Origin of the sequence: Pseudomonas sp. B21-010, assembly GCF_024749325.1 — a bacterium.
GTDB lineage: Bacteria > Pseudomonadota > Gammaproteobacteria > Pseudomonadales > Pseudomonadaceae > Aquipseudomonas > Aquipseudomonas kilonensis.
Genome location: NZ_CP087198.1, coordinates 2,433,289 through 2,449,990, shown reverse-complemented (window position 1 = coordinate 2,449,990; position 16,702 = coordinate 2,433,289). Strand labels below are relative to the sequence as shown.

The window sequence follows — 16,702 nt, the reverse complement described above, 5'->3', positions numbered from 1 at the left end:
AATGTGGGAGCAAGGCTTGCCCGCGATAGCCGCAACTCGGTTCAAAGGCTAGAAACAAGTCTCCATGCTCTCCACCACCCGCAACTGCTCATCCACCAGGCACCCCACCCGCCACTTGTCGAACGTCAGGCACGGATGTGAAGTACCGAACGAGATGATGTCCCCGACCCGCAACTCAACCCCCACCGCTACCGTCATGAACGCATGCTGGTCCATCACCGCCGTCACCTTGCAGCCACTCACATCATCACCCACCAGCGTGTCCGATCCGGGCTGGTAGCGCTTGAGCGGCACCGGCAAGCCAGCGTCGTAGGCCACGTCGCGCTTGCCCAGGGCGATCACCGCGAAGCCCGGCTCCGGCAGCGATTGCACGTGGGCCCAGACTTCCAGCGCCGGGCGCAGGCCTTCGTGCAGGTCGCTGCGGCGCTCCAGCACGCAGCACTGCGCCTCTTTGTAGATGCCATGGTCATGGGCCACGTAGCTGCCAGGGCGCAGCACGCTGAGGAACCGTCCGTGGGCATTCTGGGCTTCGAAGGATTCGGCGATCAGGTCGTACCAGGCCGACCCCGAGGCGGTGATGATCGGTTTGTCGATGGCAAACGCGCCGTTGTCCTGCAACTGCACCGCCAACCGCACCAGGGACGCCGCGAACGCACGAATGCCACTGATGGCGTGGTCACCGTGGATCACCCCTTCGTAGCCTTCGATGCCGGTCAACGCCAACGCCGGTTGCGCCTGGATCGCCTCGGCCAGGGCCAACACCTCGGCTTCGGTCCGGCAGCCACAACGCCCGCCGACCACGCCGTACTCGATCATCACATTGAGCCGTACGCCGCGAGAGGCGAAGTAAGCGCCCAGGTCAGCGACGTTGTCCGGATGATCGACCAGGCAGTGGAATTCGAACGCCGGGTCGACGAGCAAATCGGCAATCAGCGCCATGTTCGGCGTGCCCACCAATTGGTTGGCCATCAACACCCGGCGCACGCCATGGGCGTAAGCGGCACGGGTCTGCACGGCGCTGGCGAGGGTCAGGCCCCAGGCGCCGGCCTCCAGTTGCCGGCGAAACAGCGCGGGAGTCATGCTGGTCTTGCCGTGGGGCGCCAGCTCGGCACCGCTGCGGGTGACGAAATCTTGCATCCAGCGGATGTTGTGCTCCAGCGCCGCGCGATGCAGTACCAGCACCGGCAGGCTGACGTCCCGTAGCAGGTGGGCGCCGACGGTGGCGGCGCCCTTTTCGACGCCGGCATTAAGGATGGCGGAAGGCATGTTCGAACTCCTCGCACACGGCCGCTAGTGCCGTTGCTGTCTATTCATTGATACGACGGGCCAGGTGGTTGGCGCTTTCGATCAGCACCCGGCGGTAGTCGGCGTAATTGTTCTTCGCGTCGGCCCGTGGGGCGACGATGCACAGGGTGGCGATGGCCACGCCATTCGGGTCTTTGACCGGTGCGGCGAAGCAGTGGGTGAAGGTGTCGGCGACACTGTCGAAGGAGAAAAAACCATCGAGGCCGGCCTGGCGGATTTCCTTGAGGAATTGCTCCAGGGGCAGGCGCTCGCCGTCCGGCAAAATGAAGTCGTCAGGGTCGATCAGGTCGACGATCTGCTGGTCACTCAGATGCGCCAGCAGCAGGCGCCCGGACGCCGTCCACGGGATCGGCGCGTTTTCCCCGATGTCCGAGGAAATGCGAAAATGCCGCTCGCCTTCCTTCATCAGCGCGACGGTGTATTTGCGCCCGTTGAGCAGGCACATCTGCGCCGTTTCCCGGGTCTGGCGCACGATCTCCTGCAAGGCATGGTCAGCCTCGCGGCTCAGGTCGAAATGCCGCAGGTGCGCCTGCCCGAGAAAGTACAACTGGCGGCCCAGGTAGACATGGCCGTCCTTGCCCACCGGCTCGAGGATGCGCCGCTCCAGCAGCGACGCCACCAGTTCATAGACCGTGGACTTGGGGCTGCCGATGCCGCTGGCAATATCGTTCGGGCGCAGCGGCTGGCCGATTTCCTTGAGGAAGTCGAGGATATCGAACGCCCGATCCAATCCCCGGGCCCGGCGTTTGATGGTGTCTTCGGTCATTTATTGCATTCCCGTTCATTGGTCGTAGGAGCTGTCGAGTGTAACGAGGCTGCGATCTTTCCCCAGCCAATTGAGTCATGAGCGAAAGCCCGAAAGATCAGGATCAAAAGATCGCAGCCTTCGGCAGCTCCTACAACGGTTCAGGCCTTTTTCTTGTAGGCGACGCAGTCGATCTCGACCTTGCAATCGACCATCATGCTCGCCTGCACGCAGGCCCTGGCCGGGGCGTGTTCCGGGCTGAAGTACTCGCCGAAGACCTTGTTGAAACTCCAGAAATCCCGCGGGTCTTCCAGCCACACGCCGCAGCGCACCACATCTTCCAGGCCATATCCGGCCTCTTCGAGAATGGCGACCAGGTTCTTCATGGTCTGGTGGGTCTGCTCGACGATCCCGCCGACAATGATCTCGCCGTTCACCGCCGGCACCTGGCCGGACACGTGCAGCCAGCCATCGGCCTCCACGGCGCGGGCGAATGGCCGAGGCTGACCGCCACCTGCGGTGCTGCCGGTGCCGTAGCGCGTAATGCTCATGGGTTATCTCCTTATTGAATGGAAAATTAAAAACGCGTGTTCTTGAGAAATTCCGCCAGGCGTGGCGACTGTGGCCGTTCGAACAATTCCTTCGGCGGCCCCTGTTCTTCGATGCGGCCCTGGTTCATGAACACGATTTTGTCGGAGACCTCGAAGGCAAAGCGCATTTCGTGGGTCACCAGCAGCATGGTCATGCCGTCTTCGGCCAGGCCCTTGATCACGTTCAGCACTTCGCCGACCAGTTCCGGGTCCAGGGCCGAGGTCACTTCGTCGAACAGCATCAGGCTGGGGTTCATGGCAATCGCCCGGGCAATCGCCACGCGCTGCTGTTGGCCGCCGGACAATTGGCCAGGAAAGTGATCGCGCCGCTCCAACAAGCCCACCCGCTCCAGCCATTTCTCGGCCAGGGCCACCGCCTCGTCCTTGGGCAGTTTTTTCACTTTGAGCAGGCCCAGGGTGACGTTCTGCAACGCGGTCAAATGCGGGAACAGGTTGAATTGCTGGAAGGCCATGCCGGTCATGGCCCGGTGCCGGGCGATGACTTTCTCGGCGTGGCGCACACGCTTGCCGTCGATGTCGTCGTAACCGATGGACTCGCCGTCAAGCATGATCTGCCCGCCCTGGAATTCTTCCAGCATGTTGACGCAGCGCAGCAGCGTGGTCTTGCCCGAACCGCTGGAGCCGATCAACGTGACCACGTTGCCGCGCTGCATACTCAGGTCCACGCCCTTGAGCACTTCCAACGGGCCGTATTGTTTGCGCAGGCCGCGAATGTCCAGCAGCGGCTGGGTGTTGGAGAGCTCCGTATTGGAGAGATTCGAAACGTCAGTCATGGCAAGGCCACCCGCTTTTCAATGTGCCGCCCGAGCAATTCAATGGCGTAATTGATGATGAAAAAGAGAAACCCGGCGAACAGATAAAACTCCAGGGTCATGAAGGTCCGGGCGATGATCTGCTGGGTGCTGAGTAGCAGTTCGGCGACGCCGATCACCGACAGCAGGGTCGAGGCCTTGACGATCTCGGTGGAGGAATTGACCCAGGTCGGCAAGATCTGCCGCAAGGCCTGGGGCAACAGCACATAACCCAGCGCTTGGAAAAAGGTCAGGCCGATGGCCTGGCTCGCTTCCATCTGCCCGCGGGGCAATGCCTGCAAGGCCCCGCGCACGATCTCGGCGACGTGGGAGCCACAAAACAGCGTCAGCCCCAGGACCCCGGCCTGGAACGCGCCGATTTGCCAGCCCAGGGCCGGAGCCATGTAGAAGCAGGCCAGCACCAGCACGAACACCGGCGTGCCGCGAATCAGGTCGACATAGAAGCGAAACGGCGCGCGCATCCAGGTCCGGCCATAGGTCAGCACCAGCCCGGCGACCAGGCCGATCAACGTGCCCAACACAATCGCCAGCAGCGAACACTGCACACTTGTCAGGAAGCCGGCCCACAGGGTGTCCCGGGCAACCCATAACTCATGCAACCAACTGGGTGATTCGTACATGGGAACTCCTAACGGCGGATCGCCAGGCGCTGCTCGAAATACCGCAGCAGCATGGCAATGAGGTAACAGGCCGCGACATACAGGGCCGTGGTCACCAGCCAGGTCTCGATCACCCGGTAGCTCTCCACGTTGATCTTGCGGGCGTAATAGGTCAGCTCCGGCACGGCAATCGCCGCCGCCAGGGAGGTGTCCTTGAACAGCGAAATGAAGTTGTTCGACAAGGCCGGCAACACGTTGCGCAGCATCACCGGCACGGTGACGTAGGCCTTCACCTGCCACTCGCCCAGGCCGATGGCCAGCCCGGCTTCACGCTGTCCCTTGTGAATGCTCAACAACCCGCCGCGAAACACTTCGGTCAGGTAGGCCCCGGCGTACAGCGAGAGGGTGATGACGAACGAGGGCAGCTTGTCCAGGCGGATGCCCAGGCTCGGCAAGGCGAAGTAGATCAGCAGGATCAACACCAGGATCGGCGTATTGCGGATCACCGTGACATACACCGACGCCAGCACCCGCAAGACCCGATGTTTGCTCAGCAACGCGAACGCCATCGCCAGGCCGATCACGCAACCGATGGCGATCGACACCAGCGCCAGGGAAAGCCCCAGGCCCAGCCCCGCCAGCAGGGTGTCGAAATCGCGCCAGACGGCGGCAAAGTTCAACTGATAATTCATGGTCGGCAGTACCTTCGACGGAGCGCCCGCAAGTGACGCCCCGGGCTCACAGGGTCATTTGAATTCAACGGGGAAACCGATCGCCGGCGACGGCAGCTCGACACCGAACCACTGCTTGAAGGACGCCGCATAGGTGGGGAATTCCACGCCGGTCATGGCTTCATGCAAGGTGGTGTTGACGAAGTTCAGCCAGTCCTGGTCGCCGCGCTTGACCGCACAGGCGTAGGTTTGCGGGCTCCAGGCATAGGCCGGGCTGCGGTAGCGGCCAGGGTTCTGCACCATCAGGTATTTGACCGAGGACTGGTCGGTGGCGGCGGCATCGGCGCGGCCGGAGTTCACCGCCTGGTACATCAGGTCGACGCTGTCGTACTGGTCGACCTTGGCCTTGGGCAGCGCCTGGTGCACCAGCTCCTCGGCGTAGACATTCTGCAGCACCGCCACGGTGACGCCGTCGCCGGCGGCCTTGAGGTCTTCGATTTCCTTGTACTTGCTGTTGGCCGGCAGCAGCAGGCCCACGCCTTCGCGGTAGTACGGCAGGGTGAACGCCACTTGCTGGGCGCGGCTGGCGGTGACGGTGATGAACTGGCAGCTCATGTCGACCTTGTCGGTCAACAGGTTGGGAATGCGCGCATCGGAAGACTGCACCACGAACTCGACTTTCTCCGGGTCGTTGAACAGGCCCTTGGCGACCATCCGCGCAATATCGATATCAAAGCCCTGCAACTTGCCATCCGCTCCCTGGAAGTGCCACGGGGCATTGGTACTGCCCGTGCCCACGATCAATTTCCCCCGCTGCAGCACGCTGTCGAGCTTGCTGTCGGCCGCCTGAGCGACCCCCATGGCAGCCGTCGTGGCCGCGAAGAGAAAAACACACGCTTTGAACAAGGAAGGTCGGCGTTGCATGGCAAGCACTCCAGAGTGAGTTTATTCCGCTATACCGGAACACGGTATGTAACAACGGAATAGACAGCAGAAAGTGTGCCACAGGCTTGCAGCTCGTAGGTGAGGAAAATGGAAAGTTAAGGAAATCAGGGATATGGGAAAAACAGACGCCAGGACAGTGGCATCTGCGTGCGAACACTATTGCTACCGTTGGCCACGACGCACGGGTAACAAGGCCCCAAGCCGGGTACTCGGCGCACCGAAACGGAGCCACTGTGGAATGTGTAAATGGATACCCTGTGGGAGCGAGCTTGCTCGCGATGGCGGTACATCAGTCAATATCGATGGCGACTGACCTGACGCTATCGCGAGCAAGCTCGCTCCCACAAGGGTTCGGCGGCGTCCCTGGGCTATTTGCGCTTGTAGCTCTTGCTGCCGCCAGGTGTGAGGCAATAGACCCCACCCCGAGGCCCGACGCAGTAATTGCCACTGCCGCACTGGCAACCGTCAGCGGACTTGAGCAACGACTGCGGCCGGGCCTCGTTCCGGAGGCCCAACACAGCGGAACAGGACCGCTTCGAAGCACTGATGGAGCCGTCGTTGCACAAGAAGGTATCGCCGTCACACCCGGCAATCCCGCCCTTGCGCCCGGAACACGGTTGGTTGGCGGCGAGGGCTGAAGTACACAGCGCCAACAACAGGGTCGCGACGCAGATGCGAAGTAAAGCAGACGTTCCGTGACAGAGATTCATGACAGCTTCCAGGCTGATAGATGGCCCTATGCTAGCACCGGATAATCTACGGCACCTAACGCCCGCAAAACCTCACCCTGGATAACATCCCGCTGACGGGGAAACATGGCTATTTTACCGCTTGGCAGCCTCGTCATACACTTGGCCGCGCTCGCGTTTACCTACTGCGATCACCGTAACAACCAGCAAGTCATCTACTACCCGATAAACCAATCGATAGCCGGCGTTACGCAACTTGATTTTATAGGCATTGCCCAACCCGTGCAGTCGGTCTGCCTGGACATGCGGATTTACCAGTCGCTCCTCAAGCTTTTTCTTGAATTGCTCCTTGAGTGTTGCTCCCAGCTTTTGCCATTCCTTCCATGCTTTATCGGAAAACTCCAACTCATAGGTCATCAAGAGAAACCTTGATCGTTGGATCATTTTCACGCTCGCGGCAGAGAGCGACCAACTCCATGTCCTCAAGCCGATCCATCATGGCTTCATATTCCCGAGCGGGGACGCAATAAAAAGCCGGCTCGTTGCGGTTGAGGATCGCTACCGATAATCCTCCCCCGGCAGCGACAGTGCCCATCGGATTTTTCTTAAGCTCGGAAATGCTGGCTACAACCTGAGAAAGCACGATATGTGTCATGAGATGAGTCCTTAAGCACTCTTAATGGCGCTAAAAGTAGCACTCTAAAACATCTCTTACCACTGCTCAGCGCCCGCAAAACCTCACCCTGGATAACATCCGCAAATCCCCCTCGCGGTAATAGTCATCGCTCCAGCTGTCATCCACCGCCAGTGGCTTGACCTGTTTGAGGGCGAGTTTTTTTGCGAAGTAGCGAAAGCGGTAATGTTCATAGAAACGCAGCAACTCCAGCCCGTAGCGGTCGGCCAGGTCGGTGTTGCCCTGGATGATCAGGTAATTCTCGTCGTTGCCGCTGCTGGCCGCGGCGCTCAGGTTGTGGCTGCCGCTGATGATGGTCGGCGTATCGCTGGTGAAGTCGGTGACGATGGCTTTGGTGTGCACCAGCAGATTGCCCTTCTGGCCTTTCATGTTTTCCTTGAGCCAACCTTCCAGGCCAGTGTTGAGCAGCGCGGTGGCGGCGAATTCGGCGGTGCGGTCGGCGTGGAAGCCGGTGATGCGGCTCTTGGTGTTTTGCAGGCCGTAGCGCAACACGTCGTCATTGGGCTGGCCGAGCACGGCGTCGAGAATGCGCTCGGGCAAGACGAATGCGGTGACGAACAACAGGTCCTTTCGCGCGCCCTTGATGATGTCGACGAAGCGATCCAGATCGCCCTCCCCGGTGCGCGGCGAGAACCCGGCGAACAACGCTTCTTGTGGAGCCATGGCATTGTTGTCGGTCAGCCACTGGCGAGTGGCATCGACGTCCTGGGGCTCGGCCCAGATTTGCTCGAACACCTGGAAGTAGCTGCCGCTCACCCGAGGGTCGTCCAGTACATGAACGACGTTGGCCTGGCGGTAGACACCGTTGGCGGTGAAGTTGGTGCTGCCACACAGCACCGCCTCCGGTTGCAAGGAACCGTTGCCGTCCACCTTGCTCAGCACAATGAACTTGTCGTGGAAAATGTTATGGGTGACTCGTCCGCGCTTGTTGGCTGCTGGCATTTTCTCCAGGCTGGCTTCGTTGCGCGCCGTGGTGTCGTCGCCTGGCTCGGCGTGATACAGCACGCGCACCTGGGCGCCGCGAGCATGAGCGGCGGTCACCGCGTCGACGATCACCGGCAGTTCGTATTCATAGATGGCGACATCCAGCGCCCAGTTGGCATCCAGCGCCCGATCGATAAAACCGGTCAGGCGTCCCAGCAGGCCATTCTCCAGCCAGCGACGCGGGGCGTCGGGCCAGTCATCGATGGACAGGTGCTTGTTGGCGCCGATCAGCGCGTCCACTTCAGGAAACTTGCGCTGGAACGCCTGGCTGGCGGCCACGGCACGGTTGAAAATCACCCGCTGGTTGGCCGGCTGCCCGTCGTCGCTGGTGACGGTGACGGCCAGGGATTCGCCCAACTGCGGTGCATCGGGGCTGCCGTAGGCCAGGTGCACGCGGTAGTGGATCGTCACGCCAGGGTTGACCGCGTAGTCGGCCCAGCGAAATTTCTGCAAGGGTGCCTTGTCGCTGGGGGTGGCGTGGAACTGGGGAAAGGTGTGGGCCTTGTCGGGGAAGGTCAGGCTGTTGAACAGGAACAGCCAGGGCTTCTCACCCTGCTGCTTCTCGATGGCAAAGCCCAGCAGCCCTTTGCGCCGGGATTCCGCCAGGTCCATGGCGAGCAGCACGCCGTTGGTGCCGGCATAGGCCTTGACCCGAAAATCGTCCTGGGCGTTGGTGACGAGTACGCGCATGGTTCACTCCTGTGAGGGGGCTGCCTGAGCATAGTGCAGTGATGCGGGTCAGGTGGGCAGATCCGGGACCGAGGTGATGCTGATCGCGAGCAAGCTCGCTCCCACAGGGGGGCCGTGGTGTTCATCAGTTATGTGTGCACAACGAAAGCAAATGTGGGAGCGAGCTTGCTCGCGATGAGGCCTTCACAGCCAAAGAGCATTTCAAGTGGTTTCATCGATATGCCGATATTCCGCCTGCAACTGTTCCGCCAACTGCCGGGCCCGGCCCAGGCGGATCGGGCCTCTCTCGATGTCGATCAACAGGCACGGGCAATCGAGAGGCGGCGATGAAACCCCCTCTTTGACTCGTCCGTCGGTCATCACCAACACCCGTTGCTGCTCCGCCGGGTAGCGCTTGCGTCGCGCCACCAGCCAGCGCCCGGCCTCGTTCAGCGCCGCCAGCAACGGCGTTCCGCCACCGGCACCCAGCCCATCGAGCCAGTCGCGCAGGCCGGCCGAGGCCTTGAGACCTTGCACCTGCCAATGGGGAAGCGTGCCGCTGGCCGTCAACAGCGCCAGGCGGGCGCGTTGTCGGTAGGCGTCGTCGAACAGTTGCGCCAGCAGGCCCTTGCCGTCACTCAAGGCGCGATGACGACGGGTCGAGGCTGACGCATCGACGATGACCAGCCACAACTCATGGGACGAACGCTGGCGACTGTGAAAGCGCAGGTCTTCGTACAGACGTGGCCGGCCATTGAGCAAGGTCCCCGGCCAGTTCACCGCACCGCAGGCCGCCGCTTTGCTGCGGCCCTGGCGGCCCTGGTCGAGTCGTCCTGCACGGGGTCTGGCATTCGCCCCCGCTGGCGAACGAGGGCGAATGCCTAGGGCTTTTTTGGCCAGCTCGGCACGTCACGCCGGGCACCGGTCGGCAATGCCCGGGCCGGCAGATCGCCCCACTGGCCCTGGCCTTCGTTGGGTTCAGTGGTTTTTTCCGCGCCGGTCGGCGCCTGGGACGGTGCCGGTGCCGAATGCCCACGCCGCCGGTGCCGCAAGGCAAACTCGGCGACCGCATCGATGTCTTCATCGGCAATTGCAGCAGCCCCGCGCCAGGCGGCATGGGCCCGGGCCGCCCGCAGCCAGACCAGGTCGGCGCGCAAGCCATCGACCCCGGCGGCAAAACAGCGCTCGGTGATCTGCGCCAGCGCCGCGTCATCCAGGGCGATCCCGGCCAAGCGGTCGCGCGCCTGTTGGCAACGGTCACGCAACTGCTGCTGGGCCGTCTCCCACGCCACGCAGAACGCCAGCGGATCGCTGTCGAAATCCAGCCGCCGCCGGATGATCTGGCCGCGTTCAGTCGGTGCAGTGTGACCGTCGAGGGCGACGTTCAAGCCAAACCGGTCGAGCAACTGCGGGCGCAGCTCCCCCTCCTCCGGGTTCATGGTGCCGATCAGCACAAAGCGCGCCGGATGCCGATGGGAAATGCCGTCGCGCTCGATGAGGTTAGTGCCGCTGGCGGCCACATCGAGCAGCAAGTCCACCAGGTGATCGGGCAGCAGGTTCACTTCGTCGACGTACAGCACGCCACCGTCAGCCTTGGCCAACACGCCGGGAGAAAACTGCGCGCGCCCTTCCCCCAGCGCTGCGTCCAGGTCCAGGGTGCCCACCAGCCGCTCTTCGGTAGCACCGAGGGGCAAGGTGACGAACTGACCGCTGGCCAGCAGGTCCGCCAACCCCCGGGCCAACGTGGACTTGGCCATGCCCCGCGGCCCTTCGATCAGCACACCGCCGATTTTCGGATCGATCGCGGCCAGGCACAGGGCCAGTTTCAGAGCATCGGCACCGACCACGGCGCAGAGCGGGAAATGCGGGGTTTCGGTCATGTTGAATGTCTCATGCATGTTCGATAGTCCCATGTGGCGAGGGAGCTTGCTCCCGCTGGGCTGTGTAGGAGCTGTCGAGTGCAACGAGGCTGCGATCTTTCCCCAGACACTTGAGTCTCAAGCGAAAGATCAAAAGATCGCAGCCTTCGGCAGCTCCTACAGCGCAGCCGAGCGGGAGCAAGCTCCCTCGCCACAAAGGCATGTCAGCCATCTTCTTCGATGTCCAACAACAAATTTTCCAACGCCTCGCGATACTCGCCTGGATCCTGCCACATCCCCCGCTGCTGCGCTTCGAGCATGCGCTCGGTCATGTCCCGCAGGGCGTCGGGGTTGTGCTGGCGGACGAAATCCCGGGTATCCGGGTCGAGCAGGTAGGCATCGGCCAGCAAGGCGTACTGGTGATCGTCGATCAACCGGGTGGTGGCGTCGAAGGCAAACAGGTTGTCCACCGTCGCCGCCAGTTCGAACGCGCCTTTATAGCCGTGACGCTTCACGCCGTCGATCCACTTCGGATTCGCTGCGCGAGAACGGATGACGCGGTTGAGCTCTTCTTTCAGGGTGCGGATCCTGGGCAAGTCTGGCTGGCTGTGATCGCCATGGTAACTGGCCGCCGCATCACCACTGAGGGTCTCGACCGCCGCCAGCATGCCGCCCTGGAACTGGTAGTAATCGTTGGAATCGAGCAGGTCGTGCTCGCGGTTGTCCTGGTTCTGCAACACCGCCTGAACCTGGCTCAAGCGCCGGGAGAACGACTCCCGGGCGGCCGTGCCTTCATCGCTGGCGCCGTAGGCGTAACCGCCCCAGTTCAGGTACACCTCGGCCAGATCCTCGCGGCTCTGCCACAAGCGCCCGTCAATCGCGCCCTGCACGCCCGCGCCATAGGCACCGGGCTTGGCGCCGAAGATCCGCCAGCCGGCCTGGCGCGCCGCGGCGTCCGGCTCAAGACCCGATGCCAGCAAGGCTTCGCGCTCACTGCGCACCTTGGCCGCCAAGGGATTCAGGTCGTCCGGCTCATCGAGGGCGGCGACGGCCTGCACGGCAGCATCGAACAAGCGGATCAGGTTGGCAAAGGCGTCACGGAAGAAGCCGGACACGCGCAGTGTGACATCGACCCGAGGCCGGTCCAGCAGGCTCAACGGCAGGATCTCGAAGTCATCGACCCGTTGGCTGCCGGTGGCCCACACCGGACGTACGCCCATCAACGCCATGGCCTGGGCGATGTCGTCACCGCCGGTGCGCATGGTCGCGGTGCCCCACACCGACAGGCCGAGCTGACGCAGGTGGTCACCGTGGTCCTGCAAATGCCGCTCAAGGATCAGGTTCGCCGATTGGAAACCGATGCGCCACGCCGTGGTGGTGGGCAGGTTGCGCACGTCCACCGAGAAGAAGTTGCGCCCGGTGGGCAACACATCAAGGCGCCCGCGGCTCGGTGCGCCGCTGGGGCCGGCCGGCACGAAGCGCCCGCTCAAGGCATCGAGCAGGCCGCGCATTTCCGCCGGGCCGCAAGCGTCCAGGCGCGGGGCCACGACGGATCGCAGGTTTTCAATGATGCTGCCCACCAGCTCCCAGCCTGGCGCGTCGAGCTGCTCCACCGCACCGTCCAGCGCCTGCTCGATCAACTGCACAGCGAACAGCTCCAGGCGCTCGCGGGTATCGCCGGCGGTGCGCCAAGGCTCGGTGCTGACCCGTCGCAACGCCTCGGGACACTCACCAGTCCAGGGCTCGGCCAAGGCACAATCCAGCGGGTCGAAACCCAGCCCGAACGCCTTGGCCAGCGCCCGCAACAGACTCGACTGCGCGCCCTTGCCGTCGCCCCGGGGAATGCGCAGCAACGCCAGCAAGGTGTCGATGCGCAGCCGTCCGCTGGGCGACTCGCCAAAAATATGCAGGCCGTCGCGGATCTGCGACTCCTTCAAGTCACACAGGTAAGTGTCCAGGCGTGGCAACCAGATCGCCGCGTCGGCGTCGCTGTCCAGACCGGTATCGAGTTGCAGCTCACGGTCGATGTGCGTCTCGCGCACCAGGTTGAGGATGTCCCGTTGCAGCTCCCGGGCACGGCGCGGATCGAGCAATTGCGCCTCGTAGTACTCGTCCGCCAGCAGCTCGAGGTTACGCAGCGGCCCATAGGTTTCGGCCCGGGTCAGCGGTGGCATCAAGTGGTCGATGATCACCGCCTGGGTGCGACGCTTGGCCTGGGCGCCCTCACCCGGGTCGTTGACGATGAACGGATAGATATTCGGCAGCGGCCCCAACAGCACGTCCGGCCAGCAGTTTTCCGACAGCCCGACGCCCTTGCCCGGCAGCCATTCGAGGTTGCCGTGCTTGCCGACGTGGATCACCCCATGGACGCCGTAGGTGTGGCGCAACCAGAAATAAAACGCCAGGTAACCGTGGGGCGGCACCAGGTCCGGGTCGTGGTACACCGCGCTCGGATCGACCTGATAACCCCGCGCCGGCTGGATGCCCACGAACGTCAGGCCCAGGCGCAGGCCGGCGACCATCAAGCGTCCCTCGCGGCACATCGGGTCCTGCTCGGGCGAGCCCCAGCGCGCCAGCACCGCTTGGCGATTGGCCTCGGGCAGCGCGTCGAACAAGGCCTGGTACTCGGCAAGGGCCAGGCTCTGGTGGCAGGGACGCAAGTCGAGGCTGTCCAGGTCGTTACTGACCCCGCCGAGCAATTGCTGGATCAATGCAGTGCCGCTCGCCGGCAGTTCAGCCGGCAATGGATAACCTTCGACCTGCAGGGCCCGCAAGATATTCAGCGCCGCTGCTGGGGTGTCCAGGCCGACGCCATTGCCGATGCGACCGTCGCGGGTCGGGTAGTTGGCGAGGATCAGCGCCACACGCTTCTGGGCATTGGGTAAACGCGCCAGGGTGGTCCAGCGTCGGGCCAGCTCGGCGACAAAATCCATGCGCTCGGGCGCGGCCCGGTAGCAGACCACGTCGCTCTGGCTGCGCTCGCTGCGCCAGGCCAGGTCCTTGAAACTGATCGGGCGGCTGATGATCCGTCCGTCCAGTTCCGGCAAGGCAATGTGCATCGCCAGGTCCCGCGGTCCCAGGCCCTGCTCACTGGCACGCCAGCCGGGTTCGTTGTCCTGGGCGCAGATCGCCTGGATCACCGGGATGTTGCGGCGAAACGGTCGCAGATGCGGAGCTTCGGGGCTGGATTGAGCGAAGCCGGTGGTGTTGAGGATCACACCCGCCTGCACCTCGTCCAGCCAGTCCTCTACGAGTGCGAGACAACCAGGCTCCTTGAGACTTGCCACGGCAATCGGCAGCGGATTGAGCCCCGCCGCTTGCAGGCGCTGGCAGAACACGTCGATGAACGCGGTGTTCGCCGCTTGCAGGTGGGAGCGATAAAACAGCACCGCCGCCACCGGTTGCCCGGCGCTCCAGTCGGCTTGCCAATCGTCGAGGTTGGCGCTGGCTTTCGCCGGATGATAGATGGCCGTGCGTGGCAAGGCCTGCGGCTCGGCCCACGGATAATCGCGGCCGAACCATTGGCTGCCGAGGTTGTAAAACAGGTCCAGGGCATTGCCCAGCCCGCCCTGGCGCAAGAACTGCCAGAGCCGGTCGCGGTCTTCGCAGGGCACGTTGCTCAGGTCACTGAGTTCCGGGTCCGGACGATCATCCCCTGGCACCAGGATCAGCTTCACCCCGCGCCCGGCCAGTTCCATCAGGCGCTCGATGCCGTAGCGCCAATAGCCGATGCCGCCGTGCAGCGACAACAGGATGACCTTGGCGTGTTGCAGCACGTCTTCGACATACAGATCCACCGAGGCGTGGTTCTGCACCTGCATCGGGTTGGCGAGGCGAAACTGCGGATAATCGCCCGGCAACTGCTTCGCCGCTTCGGCCAACAGCGCCAGGCTGGAGTCGCCGCTGCACAGGATCACCAGTTCGGCGGGGGTTTGCCCCAGGTCGGCGATGTTGTCATCCGACACGAAACCGCCGGGCTGGGTCCTGAGCAGGTGCATGGCTTAGGCGCCGAGGGCGGCGCGCAATTGCGCTTCGAGCAGCGCGGCATCAAGCGCCTGACCGATCAGCACCAGACGGGTGACCCGCGCTTCCTCCGCGCCCCACTGGCGGTCGAAATGCTTGTCGAAACGCGTGCCGACGCCCTGGATCAACAGGCGCATCGGCTTGTTCGGGATCGCCGCAAAACCCTTGACTCGCAGTACGCCGTGCTGGACCACCAGTTGCGTCAGCGCGACGAGCAGCAGGCTTTCGTCAGCCTGGGGCAGTTCGATGGAAATGGAATCGAAGGCGTCATGATCGTGGTCATCATCGTCGCCATCGTGGTGATGATCGTGATGGCTGTGGCGGCCGTCGATGTGTTCTTCGGAACCGGCGCCCAGGCCGATCAATACGTCCAGCGGCAGGCGACCGCTGCTGGCTTCGATGACCTTGACCGCCGGTGGCAGCTCTTCGGCGACTTCCAGGCGAACCTTGGCCAGGTCTTCAGGGCTGATCAGGTCAGCCTTGTTGAGGATCACCAGGTCGGCGCTCGCCAGTTGGTCGGCGAACAGTTCGTGCAGCGGCGATTCGTGGTCCAGGTTCGGGTCAAGTTTGCGCTGGGCATCGACCTGGTCGGGAAACGCGGCAAAGGTACCGGCGGCCACGGCCGGGCTGTCGACCACGGTGATCACCGCATCGACGGTGCAGGCGCTGCGGATTTCCGGCCATTGGAAAGCCTGGACCAGCGGCTTGGGCAAGGCCAGGCCGGAGGTTTCGATGAGGATGTGGTCGAGGTCGCCACGCCGGGCCACCAGTTCGCGCATCACCGGGAAGAACTCTTCCTGCACCGTGCAGCACAGGCAGCCGTTGGCCAGTTCATAGACGCGGCCGTTGGCTTCTTCTTCGGTGCAGCCGATGGAACACTGCTTGAGGATCTCGCCGTCGATGCCCAGCTCGCCGAATTCGTTGACGATCACGGCGATACGGCGGCCCTGGGCGTTGTCGAGCATGTGCCGCAGCAAGGTGGTTTTACCCGAGCCGAGGAAACCGGTGACGATGGTGACGGGGAGTTTGGCCAGTGTTTTCATCGGATGCCCTTTGGCAAGGTGGCGGGCAAACGGGACGACAACCGCAGACACAGAGGTGCACGGAAGATTTCGCCACCGGATCACCCCGCCCGGTTGTAGTGAGAATCTGTCTCGAGGCAGGTCTCCTGGCTGACGGCGGGCCAGTCTTTTGACTGGCAATTGCTGCGCCTTCCCGTGCACCTTTGTAAAAAGGCATGCACAGTGGCCTTGCAGAAACCTCACCGTTCACAGTTGCGGGGGCAGCCGCGGCTTGGACCGCGTTCCCTTCTTAGCTTCGGCGCACGCCGAAGAACCTCGAAGGCGCAAGGCTACGCAGGGTGTGGGGGCGGGTCAATCGCCAGAGTGCTCTGTGGTGTATGGACGGGCCTCATCGCGAGCAAGCTCGCTCCCACAGTGGGTCTCCATTGGCCTTGAATTTTGGGCCCGGCGCAGATCCTGTGTGGGAGCGAGCTTGCTCGCGATTGGGCAGCGCAGCCGCCCTCCCTTCGCATTGACGCCCGCCCCCCGCCCATGCTCTCCTGTGCGCCTAGTTACGGGTGCCCTTCACAGGGTGAAACGGGAAACCGGTGAATCGTGTGCTTTACTTCAAGGCCACGTCAGTCCGGTGCTGCCCCCGCAACGGTAAGCGAGCGAAGCGTCTGAACCACTGTGCAGGCCCTGCTACAAAAAGGGCGCATGGGAAGGTGACGCTTGCAGGCCAGGCGCAAGCCCTGCCCCTCGCGAGCCCGGAGACCGGCCCATGACTCATGCATCAACAAACCCGCGGTGGGCGGGCGCTGTTCGAACCTTGGTGGGCTTTCGCCCGGGGTCTCATCGCGCTCGAATGCCCACTGAACAAGAACAGAGGGAAGCGCCATGTCGACCATCAGCAGCACCGCCCGCACCGCCAGCAGCACCACCACCCTGAGCCAACGCCTGAGCGCCGCGATCCTTGCTTCGATCCTGGGCGCAGGGCTGGTCTATTTCGCCGGTTTCTCCCACATCGAAGCGGTGCACAACGCCGCTCACGATACCCGTCACAGCGCCGCTTTCCCGTGCCACTGAGAACTGACG

The 16,702-nt window shown here is 63.2% G+C and carries 16 protein-coding genes and 2 riboswitches; of the genes, 1 reads left to right on the top strand and 15 read right to left on the bottom strand.

Going from position 1 to position 16,702, the window contains the following annotated elements; all coding sequences use genetic code 11:
- Positions 1-48 precede the first annotated feature (48 nt).
- From LOY50_RS10930 to cobW, 15 genes are all read right to left on the bottom strand, one after another.
- On the bottom strand, positions 49-1,266 hold the full coding sequence (locus LOY50_RS10930) for an amino acid deaminase (protein WP_258690828.1): 1,218 nt from the start codon (positions 1,264-1,266) through the stop codon (positions 49-51).
- Positions 1,267-1,306: 40 nt separating this feature from the next.
- A complete protein-coding gene (locus tag LOY50_RS10925) occupies positions 1,307-2,071 on the bottom strand; it encodes an IclR family transcriptional regulator (RefSeq protein ID WP_253473437.1) in 765 nt (254 codons plus the stop codon).
- A gap of 140 nt (positions 2,072-2,211) precedes the next feature.
- Positions 2,212-2,601, bottom strand: coding sequence for a RidA family protein (locus tag LOY50_RS10920; RefSeq protein WP_013692714.1), 390 nt, complete (start codon positions 2,599-2,601; stop codon positions 2,212-2,214).
- Between the two features lie 26 nt (positions 2,602-2,627).
- Positions 2,628-3,434 (bottom strand): amino acid ABC transporter ATP-binding protein, encoded by an 807-nt coding sequence (locus LOY50_RS10915; RefSeq protein ID WP_253473435.1) that lies wholly within the window; start codon positions 3,432-3,434, stop codon positions 2,628-2,630.
- Complete coding sequence (locus tag LOY50_RS10910) at positions 3,431-4,093, bottom strand: amino acid ABC transporter permease (protein WP_014338686.1); 663 nt, start codon at positions 4,091-4,093, stop codon at positions 3,431-3,433. The genes LOY50_RS10915 and LOY50_RS10910 overlap by 4 nt, the downstream gene beginning before the upstream one ends.
- Positions 4,094-4,101: 8 nt before the next feature.
- On the bottom strand, positions 4,102-4,764 hold the full coding sequence (locus LOY50_RS10905) for an amino acid ABC transporter permease (protein ID WP_014338685.1): 663 nt from the start codon (positions 4,762-4,764) through the stop codon (positions 4,102-4,104).
- A 54-nt stretch (positions 4,765-4,818) separates the two neighbouring features.
- Positions 4,819-5,667, bottom strand: a complete 849-nt coding sequence (locus LOY50_RS10900; protein ID WP_003200222.1) for a transporter substrate-binding domain-containing protein — start codon at positions 5,665-5,667, stop codon at positions 4,819-4,821.
- Between the two features lie 389 nt (positions 5,668-6,056).
- Complete coding sequence (locus tag LOY50_RS10895; protein WP_253473429.1) at positions 6,057-6,398, bottom strand: hypothetical protein; 342 nt, start codon at positions 6,396-6,398, stop codon at positions 6,057-6,059.
- Between the two features lie 114 nt (positions 6,399-6,512).
- Positions 6,513-6,794 carry a type II toxin-antitoxin system RelE/ParE family toxin gene (locus LOY50_RS10890; protein WP_186650661.1) on the bottom strand — a complete coding sequence of 94 codons (282 nt, stop codon included), beginning with the start codon at positions 6,792-6,794 and terminating at the stop codon, positions 6,513-6,515.
- Positions 6,784-7,032 (bottom strand): type II toxin-antitoxin system Phd/YefM family antitoxin, encoded by a 249-nt coding sequence (locus LOY50_RS10885; protein WP_024616638.1) that lies wholly within the window; start codon positions 7,030-7,032, stop codon positions 6,784-6,786. Before LOY50_RS10885 ends, LOY50_RS10890 begins: the two co-directional genes overlap by 11 nt.
- Positions 7,033-7,098: 66 nt before the next feature.
- The gene (locus LOY50_RS10880; RefSeq protein ID WP_258690827.1) at positions 7,099-8,745 is read right to left on the bottom strand and encodes a phospholipase D-like domain-containing protein; all 1,647 of its coding nucleotides are present in this window, start codon (positions 8,743-8,745) and stop codon (positions 7,099-7,101) included.
- Positions 8,746-8,946: 201 nt separating this feature from the next.
- A complete protein-coding gene (locus LOY50_RS10875; protein ID WP_258690826.1) occupies positions 8,947-9,504 on the bottom strand; it encodes a VWA domain-containing protein in 558 nt (185 codons plus the stop codon).
- 101 nt (positions 9,505-9,605) lie between these two features.
- Complete coding sequence (locus LOY50_RS10870) at positions 9,606-10,604, bottom strand: ATP-binding protein (protein ID WP_258691222.1); 999 nt, start codon at positions 10,602-10,604, stop codon at positions 9,606-9,608.
- Positions 10,605-10,807: 203 nt separating this feature from the next.
- Positions 10,808-14,581: a cobaltochelatase subunit CobN gene (gene cobN / locus LOY50_RS10865; protein WP_258690825.1), complete on the bottom strand. Its 3,774-nt coding sequence runs from the start codon at positions 14,579-14,581 to the stop codon at positions 10,808-10,810.
- 3 nt (positions 14,582-14,584) lie between these two features.
- Positions 14,585-15,649 carry a cobalamin biosynthesis protein CobW gene (gene cobW, locus LOY50_RS10860; RefSeq protein WP_309475808.1) on the bottom strand — a complete coding sequence of 355 codons (1,065 nt, stop codon included), beginning with the start codon at positions 15,647-15,649 and terminating at the stop codon, positions 14,585-14,587.
- Positions 15,650-15,746: 97 nt separating this feature from the next.
- A riboswitch (cobalamin riboswitch) is annotated at positions 15,747-15,961 on the bottom strand.
- Positions 15,962-16,166: 205 nt separating this feature from the next.
- Positions 16,167-16,405, top strand: a riboswitch (cobalamin riboswitch).
- A gap of 99 nt (positions 16,406-16,504) precedes the next feature.
- Between cobW and LOY50_RS10855 the strand changes: the two genes are divergently transcribed.
- Positions 16,505-16,693, top strand: a complete 189-nt coding sequence (locus tag LOY50_RS10855; RefSeq protein WP_014338677.1) for a CbtB-domain containing protein — start codon at positions 16,505-16,507, stop codon at positions 16,691-16,693.
- The last annotated feature ends 9 nt before the right edge of the window (positions 16,694-16,702 follow it).

Bases quoted from the DNA above. Each gene is read 5' to 3' on its own strand.
- LOY50_RS10930 (WP_258690828.1), bottom strand. From the start codon at position 1,266: ATGCCTTCCGCCATCCTTAATGCCGGCGTCGAAAAGGGCGCCGCCACC.
- LOY50_RS10925 (WP_253473437.1), bottom strand. From the start codon at position 2,071: ATGACCGAAGACACCATCAAACGCCGGGCCCGGGGATTGGATCGGGCG.
- LOY50_RS10920 (WP_013692714.1), bottom strand. From the start codon at position 2,601: ATGAGCATTACGCGCTACGGCACCGGCAGCACCGCAGGTGGCGGTCAG.
- LOY50_RS10915 (WP_253473435.1), bottom strand. From the start codon at position 3,434: ATGACTGACGTTTCGAATCTCTCCAATACGGAGCTCTCCAACACCCAG.
- LOY50_RS10910 (WP_014338686.1), bottom strand. From the start codon at position 4,093: ATGTACGAATCACCCAGTTGGTTGCATGAGTTATGGGTTGCCCGGGAC.
- LOY50_RS10905 (WP_014338685.1), bottom strand. From the start codon at position 4,764: ATGAATTATCAGTTGAACTTTGCCGCCGTCTGGCGCGATTTCGACACC.
- LOY50_RS10900 (WP_003200222.1), bottom strand. From the start codon at position 5,667: ATGCAACGCCGACCTTCCTTGTTCAAAGCGTGTGTTTTTCTCTTCGCG.
- LOY50_RS10895 (WP_253473429.1), bottom strand. From the start codon at position 6,398: ATGAATCTCTGTCACGGAACGTCTGCTTTACTTCGCATCTGCGTCGCG.
- LOY50_RS10890 (WP_186650661.1), bottom strand. From the start codon at position 6,794: ATGACCTATGAGTTGGAGTTTTCCGATAAAGCATGGAAGGAATGGCAA.
- LOY50_RS10885 (WP_024616638.1), bottom strand. From the start codon at position 7,032: ATGACACATATCGTGCTTTCTCAGGTTGTAGCCAGCATTTCCGAGCTT.
- LOY50_RS10880 (WP_258690827.1), bottom strand. From the start codon at position 8,745: ATGCGCGTACTCGTCACCAACGCCCAGGACGATTTTCGGGTCAAGGCC.
- LOY50_RS10870 (WP_258691222.1), bottom strand. From the start codon at position 10,604: ATGACCGAAACCCCGCATTTCCCGCTCTGCGCCGTGGTCGGTGCCGAT.
- cobN (WP_258690825.1), bottom strand. From the start codon at position 14,581: ATGCACCTGCTCAGGACCCAGCCCGGCGGTTTCGTGTCGGATGACAAC.
- cobW (WP_309475808.1), bottom strand. From the start codon at position 15,649: ATGAAAACACTGGCCAAACTCCCCGTCACCATCGTCACCGGTTTCCTC.
- LOY50_RS10855 (WP_014338677.1), top strand. From the start codon at position 16,505: ATGTCGACCATCAGCAGCACCGCCCGCACCGCCAGCAGCACCACCACC.